Here is an 11193-nt window from a genome sequence, read left to right as displayed (position 1 = left end):
ACTGCCTTGCCACCCTCCGTGTCATCCTGAGCGAAGCGAAGGATCTGCCCCGGTTCCTCGGAGGCGAACGTACCGGAGCAGATCCTTCGTCGCACGGCTCCTCAGGATGACAGGAGAAAATGGCTCGTCGAATGACCTCGTCTCGCCGGTCCTCCGTGTCATCCTGAGCGAAGCGAAGGATCTGCCCCGGTTCCTCGGAGGCGAACGTACCGGAGCAGATCCTTCCGTCGCGCGGCTCCTCAGGATGACTGAGAAGAGGGGGATCCGGAGAGCGGCATCAGGCCGCCTACGACGGTTCCTTGTCCAGGTCCTTCCGGATCTCCTCTCCGATCCGGCGCGACACGAAGATCTGCTTGAGGTAGTTGAGCGACGTGATCGCGAAGGGGACGCCGACCGCCGAAAACGGCGCGCCCATCGCCGCGAGCGCGAGATGGCGGGCCTTCTCCGCTCGCGTGAACTCCGGGTTCGAGAAGTTGAAGACGCTCCCGTAGTAGCGGAAGACCTGCGCGTAGACCTCGCTGATCAAGTGGGAAAAGCCGATCTCCGTCCCGAAGACGTAGCACTGCCCGGTGCGGATGCTCTCGAGGTAGTCCGGGAGGGAATCGCACTCGGCGACCGTGAAGACCTTCGCGAGCGGAGTGAGGGTGTGCGCATCCGAGCCGGCGACGAGCGACACGCGTCCGTTCTTGGCGCGGACGAGCGCCATGAGGTCCTCGACGAGGCGGTTGTGGTGGGAGGTCATCGCCCCGTTCTTGACCTCGAACATGTCGAACATCGTGAGCATCTCTTCGAAGTACCGGCGGGGCGAGTTCCGCATCCGGTAGTTCTGGAACATGTGGTTGGCCGAGAAGGTCAGCTCCTCGCTCTTGAGATAGGCGACGAGGTCGTAGATGTTCTCGCGCAGCCGCGTGACCTCGCGGTGCTGCGCTTCGTTCAGGTTGAAGATGTTGACGTGGATCCGCTGGCGCGTGTCGGGGAACCACGTCTCGGCCTCCTCCGAGATGAAGAAGTCGGCCGCGTCGGGGTGGTCGTTCAGGTACGCCTTGCAGCCGTCGATCGAATCGTGGTCGGTGAACGTCACGTAATCCATCCCGCGCTCCTTCGCGGTCCGGTAGACGTCCTCCGGCTTGTTGTAGCAGTCGCGGGTGTTCGCCACCCGGAAATACTTGAAAGTGGAGTAGATCGAATGGCAGTGCAGATCGACCTTCTTGAACCGGAGGTCCGACATCCAGTCGGGCGGTCGCTCGGGAGGGCTCTCCATCCCGCCAGTCTCTTGCGAGCCTCGTTCCAAGTCAACCGGAGCATCGCGGGCGCCGCGAGGCCTCGGCGGAGCGGTTCGATTCCCCGTCTTCCGCGTCCGGACCCGTGCTAACTTCCGCCCGTGCGCCGGATTCTCTTCCGCTTTCTCTTCGGTGGAGTCCTCGTCGCCGTGTTCGCGATCTTCGGCTGGCTCTCCTTCGAGAAGTCGGTCCTGGGCCGCTCGATCCTCGTCCCGAACCTGATCGGCCGGGACCTCGACCAGGCCGCGAAGATCGCCCGCGACGCCGGGCTCGATCTCAAGGCCGAGCAGGGGCGCGACCGCTTCGACGAAAAGGTGCCGGCGCACGCGGTGCTGCTGCAGAGCCCCTCCGTGGGCTCGTTCGTCAAGCCGGGCCAGACCGTCCGCGTCGTGCTCTCTCTCGGTCCGCGGTCGATCCGCGTTCCGGATCTGACCGGCCTGTCGCCGCGCGCGGCGTCGCTCTCGCTCTCGCGCGCCTCCCTGACCCTCGGGGCGGTTTCCACGGATCGCGAGACGCAGGCCGCGGGGATCACGTCGCAGAGCCCGGCGCCCGATTCGCCGGCGGGCGACGCGACGCCGGTCGGCGTGCTCGTCAACCGCGGCGCGCCCGACCGCCTTTTCGTGATGCCGGACCTCGTCGGCCACGACGCGGAGCACGAGAAGGAGAGGCTGACGACCCTCGGCTTCAAAGTCGGCGCGATCCACTACGAGGAGTACGAAGGGCTCGCTCCCGACACGATCTTGAAGCAGTATCCACCGGCCGGGTACCCGTGCTCTCCGCGCGATCCGGTCACTTTCACGGCGGCGAGGGCGACCCGGCCGTGAACGCCGTCCGCATCGCGCCGTCGATCCTCGCCGCCGACTTCGCGCGGCTGGCCGACGCTCTCGCGGCGGCCCGGGAAGGCGGGGCCGACATGGTCCACGTCGACGTGATGGACGGCCGGTTCGTTCCGACGCTCACGTTCGGATGGCCGGTGGTCGAGGCGCTGCGCAAGGCGACGGACCTGCCGCTCGACGTCCATCTCATGATCGACAAGCCGGAGGAGACGCTCGACCGGTACCTCTGCGGCGTGCAGCTCGTCTCGGTCCACGTCGAGTCGACGGCGCACCTGCACCGCTGCCTCGATCGGATCCGGGCGGGCGGGGCCTCCGCGGGCGCCGCGATCAACCCCGGGACCCCGGCGCGCTTTCTCGAGGCGGCCGCGGGAGACGTCGACCACGTCCTCGTGATGTCGGTCAATCCGGGCTGGGGCGGCCAGAAATTCATCGCCTCGACTTATGACAAGATTCGGGGGATGAAGCCGATGTTCGCCGGCCGGAGCGTCCCGATCGAGGTCGACGGCGGCGTCACGCTCGAAAACGTCGCGGCCTGCCGCGCGGCCGGGGCCGAAATCCTCGTCGCGGGCACTTCCGTCTACGGCCAGCCCGATCCCGCGGCGGCGATCCGCGCGCTCCGTCAGCGCGCCGAGGAGACGCCGTGAATCGATCCGCGGGCGCTGTGAAACGCGTCGGCGCCGCCCTGCTGGCGGTCGTCCTGTTCGCCGGATGCTCGGGGAACAAGAAGCCGGACCGGATCACCCGCGATCTCCTGTCTCTCCCGAAAGAAACCATCTTCGAGAAGGGAAAGGCGCTGCTCGCGAGGAAGAAGCTCGACGACGCGCGCAAGTACCTGAACTTCGTGTTCGAGAGCTACCCGAACGACCCCCTCGGCCAGAAGGCGCTGCTGATGGTCGCCGACTCGTATTTCCAGCAGCGGGGCCGGACGGGTTTCCTCGAGGCGAGATACCGCTACCGCGACTTCGTGACGCGCTATCCGAGCGCGCCGGACCGCGACTTCGCGCTCTACCGTTACGCGCTCTGCTACGACCGGGAGCACGAAACGCCCGATCGCGATCCCACCAACACGAGGGAGGCCATCAAGCAGTACGAGAACCTCCTGCGGGAGTCGCCGGGCTCCCCGTACGCCGACGAATCCCGCAAGCGCGTCGCCGGTTTGAAGGACGTGCTCGCCGAGCACGAGTTCGCCGTCGGTCTCTTCTATCTCCACAAGGGCGATCCGAGCGCCGCGCTCGGGCGGTTTCACTGGGCGCAGGAGCATTACGCGGACTATTCGGCCCGGGACAAGCTCCTTTTCTTCACCGCCGAGGCCCTCGAAAAGCTCGGGCGCCGCGACGAGGCGGACAAGCTCTACGCCGACCTGACTGCGGATTTTCCGGGAAGCCCGTGGGCGCTGCGGGTCCGGAAGGAGCGCCGTCCGGCGGTTGACAAACCCGCCGAAAAAAGCTAAGCTCCTTCCCCAGAAAGACTTCCGCAGGAGAACTGAGGAGACAAGCGATGCGCCGGAAAACACTCGCCAATTTTTCGGGGGTTTTGAGCGTCCTCTTTCTCGCCGGGCTGGCGGCGGCCCCTCTTCGGGCGCAGACTCCCGACGCGCCGCAGCCGATGGGAGCCGAAGCCGACGTGAACTGCTTCGGCTACGTGGGGCCCGAGAACGAGGAGTTTGCCGGGAGCGTCGTTTCCGGGGACGCCGTTTACGAGCAGAGCGCGTTCTCGACGCAGGACGTCATCTACGCGGACAACCGCGGCATCCGCGCGGGCGACGACTACTGGCTCCTCGCTCCCCGCGACGAGGTCTTCGACATCCCGAACGGCCAGCCGATCGGGCGATTCACGCAGTACATCGGAAAGGCGCATGCGCTTTGCGTCAAGGATCAGGTCGCGATCCTCGAGATCACCTCGGCCTGCACCGACGTCCCGATCGGAACGATGCTGAAGCCGTTCGAGCCCATCCCGGTCCCGCTCGCCCGCCGGACGCCGGAGCTGACCAACTGCGACGAGCCGAGCGGGAAGAAAGTCGGCACGATCGTCTTCTCGCGCGACGGCATCGAGTCTCTTTCCGACGGCACGGACGTCATCATCGACATCGGCGCCGACGCCGGGCTGTCTCCCGGCGACTTCCTGACGATCTTCCGCTACGCGATTCCGCACACGTTCGACATCGACTTCAACGGCGAGCTTCGGTCCTACCAGGCGGCGATCGCGCCGCCGCGCACGGTTCTCGGAGAGCTCGCGATCCTCACGGTCGGCGATCGCACGGCGACCGCGCAGATCATCTCGATGTCTCACGCGATGGAGGTGGGGGACCTCGTCGAGATCAAATAGCGCCGCGGCGGCGGCTGTGGTAAGCTTCGCGCCTCTCGTTCACACCCCATGGAACGTCGTGAGTTTGGAGGCGGCGGCTTGGATCTCGACGCGAAACTTCAGCAGGTCATCGACGAACTGCTCACCCACGGAATCAGCCTGGATCTCGCCCGGAAGGAATTCGAAAAGAAATACATCTCGGGAGCCGTGAAGCTCTCGTCGGGCAATCTGATCCGCGCCGCCCGCTCGCTCGGCATTCACCGGAACACGCTTCGGCACAAGGTGTCGCTGCTGAAGATCCGGCTCCCCAAAGGCCGCGCCTAGCCGGCTGGCGCGGCGATGCATCGAGCCGGCCGGGCGCGTGCCGCCGGCCGTCGCCACGACGTACGCTCGTCGGTACGCCTTAGGCGCCCGCCGGCGACCCGCATCCCGGCGGGCTCGCGCCTCGCCGCGCCTCATCGGCTTCAGAATCGAGAGTGGCTGTTCCTCACGAGAACCGCAGGGCTGGCGCGGCGATGCATCGAGCCGGCCGGGCGCGTGCCGCCGGCCGTCGCCACGACGTACGCTCGTCGGTACGCCTTAGGCGCCCGCCGGCGACCCGCATCCCGTCCGCCTTCGCCGAGGCTTCGGCGGATCGAAGCGAGGACACCGCCTTCCGAGCCAAGAAACGTCATCGGCGATCGATCCGCCATAGCTCGTGAGAGCGACGGCGGACCGGGCTCGCGCCTCGACGCGCCTCGACGCGCTCTCAATTTGCGCCGGGATCGGCCTGATTACATTTATCCCGCAGCTGACCGCGTGCGAAGCGGCGGCGAGCTCCCGCACGCGGGAAGACCGGCGCACGCCGGAATCGAAGGCGCACGGGAACGGCGCGTTGCGACCGAGAGAAAATTCTTCGGGGAACGGAGGTCGGGGAAGGGGGGAGCTTCAGGCGGCGACCGAGAAGACGGCTCGGGGCGTTTCGATTAGCGGTGGAGGTCGAGCGAGTCGTGCCTTGGTGCCTTCGCATCGCGGAGAGCCCTCCGCGAAGAGTATCCAGCGCGCGACGCTGGTCGGGGCCGCGGAGCGGCCGGCGCGTCAGCGCCGAGCGCGCCGATCGCCGCGCACGCCGGTGCGCGAGCCACCGAGCGGAGGGCCCGCGACGGGTTATTTCGCGTCGCTTTCCTTCTTCTCCTTGGCGTCCTTGGCGTCCTTGCCTTCCGCGCCGGACTTGATCGCGTCCCGGAAGTTCTTGATTCCCTCGCCCATCCCTTTACCGAGCTGCGGGATCTTGCCCGCGCCGAAGATCACGATCACGATCAGGAAGATGACGAGAAGCTCCGGCAAACCGAGGCTGCCTAGCATGGAGATTCCTCCTGGCGGAAGAGCTTAGCAGAGCGGCGGGCCAGAATCGCGGCGAACTCCGCCTCGACCCCGGTTTTGCCGAGGTTCCGGAGCACGGCCGCGATCTGCGGCGCGAGGAATCGTCCGTAGACGCCCCCGCGCCCCTCGGAGCAGACTTTCGCGAACGTTCCCGCGGCTTTCCATCCCCGCTGGAGAGCGACGCGCCGCAGCCGCCCCTCGAACCCCTCCCGGGGACGGGCGGCGGACGCGAAGGCTTCGACCGCCGCCGCCGCCGCCGCCGGGTCGGGGGAGACGAGCGCCGCCCGTTCGCCGGTCAACGAGGCGAGATCGTAGGAGTCGGGGCCCGGCCGGGCATCCTGAAAGTCGATCACCCCGATCCCGCCGCCGACCTCGAGCAGATTGTCGAGGTGGAAGTCGCGATGAACGAACGTCCTGGGGTGGCCGGCGATCTCGGAGGCGAGAGCGCGCGCGAATTCGTCGTGAACCGACCTCTCGCCCGCCGCGAGCGGCTCCCGCGCGAAGCTCGTGAAGAACGATTCGCGGGACTTCTCCATCTCCGTGAAGAAGAAATCGGCGCTGAACGGAGGGTTGGCTCCGGGGTCGGGCACCGCCGCGATCGCGGCCGCCACCGCGGCGGCGCGGGCATGGCGTTCGCCTCTTCGGCCCGGAGAGTCGCTCCACACCGAGGAGAGCGGCCGGTCCCCCAGGTCCTCGATGAGGTGAAGGGCGCCCCCGGGCTCGGCCGCGAGAAGCATCGGCACCCGCACGCTCGGGGAGAGAGCATCGCGGACGCGGGCCCAGCGCCGGCCCGCCTCCTCCTGTCCTTCGGGGTAGAGGGCGGCGATCACGGTTCCGGAGCCGGCGCGCCCCCGGAAATAACGGCGCTGCCCGACGTCGCCCGCGAGCGGAGAGAGTCCGGAAAAGGAAAGGCCCGCTTCCGAGCAGAGCCGGCGGACGCGGGCCTCGATGCTTTCCACGCGGGAGGGCGCGATCAGGAAGCGGGAATCGGGGAGAGGACGACCCGCTTGATGTGGATCGGGGAGCTCGGGTTGTCCCGGCTGTCCCTCGGGGCCGCGGCGATCTTGTCGGCGACGTCCATTCCCGAGGTCACCTCGCCGAATGCGGTGTACTGGTGGTCCAGGAAGGTCGAATCCTTCACGACGATGAAGAACTGGGAGGACGCCGAATTCGGGTCGCTCGCGCGCGCCATCGAGACGATCCCCCGCTTGTGCGACACGTCGTTGAACTCCGCCTTGACGTTTCGGATCGTCTCCGTCTTCTGGCCGCCGCCGGGCTCCGACACGCGGATCGTGTTGAAGACGAATCCCTCCGTGGTCCCCTTCGGGGCGGCGTACGCCCCCGTCCCCATCAGCTCGCGGGGCGTTTTCGGGCTCTTCGTGAGCGGATCGCCGGTCTGGATCATGAAGCCGGGGATCACGCGGTGGAACAGCACGCCGTCGTAGACGTGCTTCTGGGCGAGCTCGATGAAATTCTGCACGTGGTGCGGCGCCTTGTCGGCGAAGAACCGGATCGTGATGTCGCCGAAATCCGTGACGAGCGTCGCCTGGGTGTGCGCGGGGTCCATCTTCGAGCTCCCTTTCTTCGCCGTCTTGTGACGGGTGGGCGCGGCCGAAGCCGTCAGAGCCGCGAGCAGCGCGGCCGCCGTGATCATCGATAGCTTCCTCAACGGAACCTCCTTGCGAAGGGGGAAACATAGCACCATTCGTCGCATTCGCGACGCTCGCTTGGCGGGGTTGCCGCTGCGCGGCAGACGGGCGCGGCGCATCCGGCCTGGGGAAGACATCCCACAAACCCCCTCTGGAGATTACGACCTCGATTCGATGGCGGGGTCGCGGCCGCGAAGCGGCCGGCGCGAAAGCGCCGAGCGCGCGGATCGCCAAGCACACGGGTGCGACGGCCACCGAGCGGGGAGGTTTGCGATGCGGGAGGTTTTTGCGATCCGAGCCTTAGCGCGCAGCGCTCATCGACATGAGCGCGGAGGTCTCAGTCCCGAGCTCGCCTGCCGACGCCGTGCGGCGGCCATTAACGAGCGAGGGATCTTTCTCCGCGAGCGTCGCAAAACCGACGGCAGCGATAGGATCATTTCGTGAACACCCCCGACGTTCTGGTCTGCGGCGCCGGCATCATCGGCTGCGCGGTCGCCCGGGAGCTCGCCGCCCGCGGCGCGTCGGTCACGGTGGTCGAGCGCGGAGAGCCGGCAGAGGAGGCGTCGGGCGCCGCCGCGGGGATGCTGACCGCGCAGGCCTATGCCGAGCCGGGCGATCCGCTCGCGGAGCTCGGCCGGCGGAGCGCCGAGCTCTATCCGGCTCTGGTGGACGAGCTCGCGTCCGAGTCGGGGTTCGACCCGCATTATTCGCGCTGCGGCTCGGTCCGGATCGCCGCCGGGCCGGAGGACGCCGCCGCGATGGAGAAGACCGCGGCGCTCCAGGAGAAGGCCGGATGGACGCTGGAGCGCGTCGAGGCGAAGCGCCTCGCCGAGCTTTCCGGAGGCGCGATCGCTCCTTCCGTGCGGGAAGGGCTCGCATTCCCCGAGGAAGCGGTCGTGGACCCGCGCGAGCTGGTGCGTGGCCTGCGGGTCTGCGCGGAGCGCCGCGGGGCCCGTTTCCTCACGAACACGCCGGTCACGGGCCTGCGGATCGAGTCCGGAGCCTGCACGGGGGTGCGCACGCCGCGCGAGACGATCGGCGCGGCCTCCGTCGTCGACGCGACGGGATCCTGGGCGGGGCTCGACGGCGCGGCGGGTTTCGCGGTCCCGGTCGTCCCGGCCCGCGGGCAGATCGCCGAGATCGACGCCGGGAGCGCCCGGCCCCCCTGCGTGCTCCACCGGGACCATTTCTACCTGGCGCCGCGCGAACACGGACGGCTGCTGGCCGGCGCTACCCTCGAGTTCGTGGGGTTCGACCGAAGCGTGACGGTCTCGGGGATCGCCGGGTTGCTCCGCCGCGCCGCCGAAGTCGCGCCGGCGCTCGCCGCGGCGCGTTTCGTGGGGGCGTGGGCCGGGTTCCGCCCGGCGGCCCCGGACGGCCTGCCGATCATGGGGCCGACTCCGCTCCCCGGATACTTTCTCGCCGCGGCGCATTTCCGGAACGGCATTCTTCTCGCGCCGATCTCCGCCCGGCTCGTCGCCGAGGCCGTCCTCGGGACCGGATCGCGCGGCGCGCTCGCGCCGTTCGCGCTGGCGCGATTCCTGCGTCAGGAAGGGCAGGACTTCGAAAGGATTTCCGCTTTACAGCGGGAAACGCGTCTTGGTAAGATCGCAAAACGCTAGGAAACGCAAGCACTTGGGAAATGGGTGATCTCGAATGAAGAAACATTTCTATTCCGCGATCCGCACCGCCGCCGAAGGCGCGTGGCGCGTTGCGGAGCGCATCGACCGTAAATTCCCCGAGGGGAGCTTTCAGCCGAAGTGGGCTCCCGCTCCTCTCATCAAGTCGAGAGAGCGGAGCCGGCCGGTGCTCGGATTCCCGCGGGAGACCGATTCGCTCTGTCCCGGATGCGTCAAGGAAGTTCGCGACCGGATCCTCTCGGGCGAGGCGGACTGGTCCGTTCTCGTCAACAGCCGCGCCGGTGAGATCAAGGCCCGGATCGTCGAGAAGGACGGGCGGATCGTCATGGAGAAGGACTGCCCCGACCACGGCCACTTCGAGGACGTGATGTCGACGGACCCGGCGTTCTTCGCCCGGCTGGAGTCGCTCTACCCGGGCCGCGACTACCGCATTCCCAAGGACGGCCTCCACGACCACGGGTCGTCCTCGATCAAGTACGGCCGCGGCGCCGTCCTCACGATCGACCTGACGAACCGCTGCAACATGATGTGCAACCCCTGCTTCATGGACGCCAACCAGGTCGGCTTCGTCCACGAGCTCGAGTGGGAGGACGTCAAGGAGCTCCTCGACAACGCGATCGCGATCAAGCCGAAGCGCCAGCTCTCCGTCCAGTTCTCGGGAGGGGAGCCGACACTCTCGCCGCATTTCATCCCGGCGATCCGGTACGCGCGGGAGCTCGGCTATTTCTCGGTCCAGTGCGCGACCAACGGCATCCGCTTCGCTCAGGAGGAGGAGTTCGCCAAGGAGGCGGCCGAGGCGGGGCTGCGGTTCGCGTATCTCCAGTTCGACGGCGTCGGGAACGACCACAACCAGCACCGCCAGGTCGGCAACCTCTTCGACGTCAAGCTCCGGGCGGTCGAGCACCTGAAGAAGTACGGTATCGACGTGACGCTCGTCACGACGATCGTCAACAGCGTCAACAACGACCAGGTCGGCGCGATCCTGAATTTCGCGATCCAGAACATCGACAAGATCAACGCCCTCTCCTTCCAGCCCGTCTCGTTCACCGGCCGCGACGAGGACATCGACGCCGAGACCCTGAAGCGCCAGCGCTACACGCTTTCCCACCTCGCGCACGACGTGAAGGATCAGGCGGGGATCGGCGACGTCATGCGGGACTGGTTCCCGCTGTCGGCGTCCGGCCCGTTCTCGGACCTGAAGGACCAGCTGACGGGGCTCGAGGCCGAGTGGGGCTCGATGAAGTGCGGGTGCCATCCCAACTGCGGCATCGGGACGATGCTCCTCGTCCACGAGAAGACCAAAGAAGCCGTTCCGGTGCCGTCGCTCATCAACGTCGACCAGCTCCTTCTCGACTTCCAGCGGATCACCGACAGCGCCCGGTCCAAGGCCGTCGCCGCCGGACAGGTCGCTCTGTCGATCCTTCGCAACCTCCGCCCGGAAAACCTCCCGCGGAATCTCGGCGCGTGGGACCTCGTCAAGATCATGGACGGGCATACCGGCGGGAAGATGGGGATCGCCCGGAAGAAGCGCTACGCCTGGCGCGTGCTCTTCGTCGGGGGGATGTGGTTCCAGGACCTCTTCAACTACGACTTCCGACGCACCGAGATGTGCATCATTCCGTATGCGACCCAGATGGGCGAGATTTCCTTCTGCGCCTACAACACGGGCGTGGGCTGGCGCAAGATCGTCGAGGAGATCTTCCGTTCGGCGACCCTTGCCGAGTGGTACAAGAAGAACGGCCGCCACACCGTATACGCGCGCGGCAAGAGCGTGCCGCTCCCGACGCTTCCGGCGGACGCTCCGGCGCCGCTCGTCTCGATCACGCCGCCCGCACAGGCGCCGGCGTCGATTGCGGCCAAGGCCATGCTCCCGGTCTTCTCGGCATTGATCAAATAGTCGGCGCGGCGATGCATCGAGCCGGGCGGGCGCGGACAGGCCGCGCGCGCCCTTCGACGTACTGACCCGTACGCCTGTGGGCGGCGCGGCCTGCCCGCATCCCGCCCGGCTCGCGCCTCGCCGCGCCGTCAGGTGATTCCAGCGGACGCCGACGCGGGACTCCTGACGGAATGACTCGCGACTTCCGGCGGGCCGGCTCGCCCGAACCCGTCTTCCAACCCCTCT

Annotated in this window: 11 protein-coding genes; 7 read left to right on the top strand and 4 right to left on the bottom strand. The window is 67.7% G+C overall.

Annotation, left to right across the window (positions count from 1 at the left end):
- Nucleotides 1-286: 286 nt before the first annotated feature.
- Nucleotides 287-1261, bottom strand: coding sequence for a PHP domain-containing protein (locus tag VKH46_08365; protein ID HKB70841.1), 975 nt, complete (start codon nt 1259-1261; stop codon nt 287-289).
- A 120-nt stretch (nt 1262-1381) separates the two neighbouring features.
- Here VKH46_08365 and VKH46_08360 point away from each other — a divergent pair, with 120 nt between their 5' ends.
- From VKH46_08360 to VKH46_08340, 5 genes are all read left to right on the top strand, one after another.
- Nucleotides 1382-2104 (top strand): PASTA domain-containing protein, encoded by a 723-nt coding sequence (locus tag VKH46_08360; GenBank protein ID HKB70840.1) that lies wholly within the window; start codon nt 1382-1384, stop codon nt 2102-2104.
- A complete protein-coding gene (rpe, locus tag VKH46_08355) occupies nt 2101-2760 on the top strand; it encodes a ribulose-phosphate 3-epimerase (protein ID HKB70839.1) in 660 nt (219 codons plus the stop codon). Before VKH46_08360 ends, rpe begins: the two co-directional genes overlap by 4 nt.
- Nucleotides 2757-3566, top strand: a complete 810-nt coding sequence (gene bamD, locus VKH46_08350) for an outer membrane protein assembly factor BamD (protein HKB70838.1) — start codon at nt 2757-2759, stop codon at nt 3564-3566. Before rpe ends, bamD begins: the two co-directional genes overlap by 4 nt.
- A gap of 47 nt (nt 3567-3613) precedes the next feature.
- Nucleotides 3614-4441, top strand: coding sequence for a hypothetical protein (locus VKH46_08345; protein HKB70837.1), 828 nt, complete (start codon nt 3614-3616; stop codon nt 4439-4441).
- A 78-nt stretch (nt 4442-4519) separates the two neighbouring features.
- Nucleotides 4520-4744 carry a helix-turn-helix domain-containing protein gene (locus tag VKH46_08340; GenBank protein HKB70836.1) on the top strand — a complete coding sequence of 75 codons (225 nt, stop codon included), beginning with the start codon at nt 4520-4522 and terminating at the stop codon, nt 4742-4744.
- Between the two features lie 822 nt (nt 4745-5566).
- Here VKH46_08340 and VKH46_08335 read toward each other — a convergent pair.
- The 3 genes from VKH46_08335 to VKH46_08325 are packed head-to-tail and all read right to left on the bottom strand — an operon-like array spanning nt 5567 to nt 7349.
- Nucleotides 5567-5764 carry a twin-arginine translocase TatA/TatE family subunit gene (locus VKH46_08335; protein HKB70835.1) on the bottom strand — a complete coding sequence of 66 codons (198 nt, stop codon included), beginning with the start codon at nt 5762-5764 and terminating at the stop codon, nt 5567-5569.
- Nucleotides 5758-6741 (bottom strand): phosphotransferase, encoded by a 984-nt coding sequence (locus VKH46_08330; GenBank protein HKB70834.1) that lies wholly within the window; start codon nt 6739-6741, stop codon nt 5758-5760. The genes VKH46_08335 and VKH46_08330 overlap by 7 nt, the downstream gene beginning before the upstream one ends.
- A gap of 14 nt (nt 6742-6755) precedes the next feature.
- Nucleotides 6756-7349, bottom strand: a complete 594-nt coding sequence (locus VKH46_08325) for a peptidylprolyl isomerase (GenBank protein ID HKB70833.1) — start codon at nt 7347-7349, stop codon at nt 6756-6758.
- A 522-nt stretch (nt 7350-7871) separates the two neighbouring features.
- Between VKH46_08325 and thiO the strand changes: the two genes are divergently transcribed.
- Together thiO and VKH46_08315 are read left to right on the top strand one after the other, a co-directional pair.
- Entirely contained in the window at nt 7872-9053 is a 1182-nt protein-coding gene (thiO, locus tag VKH46_08320; GenBank protein HKB70832.1) for a glycine oxidase ThiO, read from the top strand.
- Nucleotides 9054-9087: 34 nt separating this feature from the next.
- A complete protein-coding gene (locus tag VKH46_08315) occupies nt 9088-10968 on the top strand; it encodes a radical SAM protein (protein ID HKB70831.1) in 1881 nt (626 codons plus the stop codon).
- The last annotated feature ends 225 nt before the right edge of the window (nt 10969-11193 follow it).

The sequence above is a fragment of the Thermoanaerobaculia bacterium genome (assembly GCA_035260525.1).
In the GTDB taxonomy this organism is placed as follows: Bacteria; Acidobacteriota; Thermoanaerobaculia; order UBA5066; family DATFVB01; genus DATFVB01.
The sequence above is the reverse complement of the archived record's forward strand: the minus strand, read 5'-3'. Positions and strand labels throughout refer to the sequence as shown.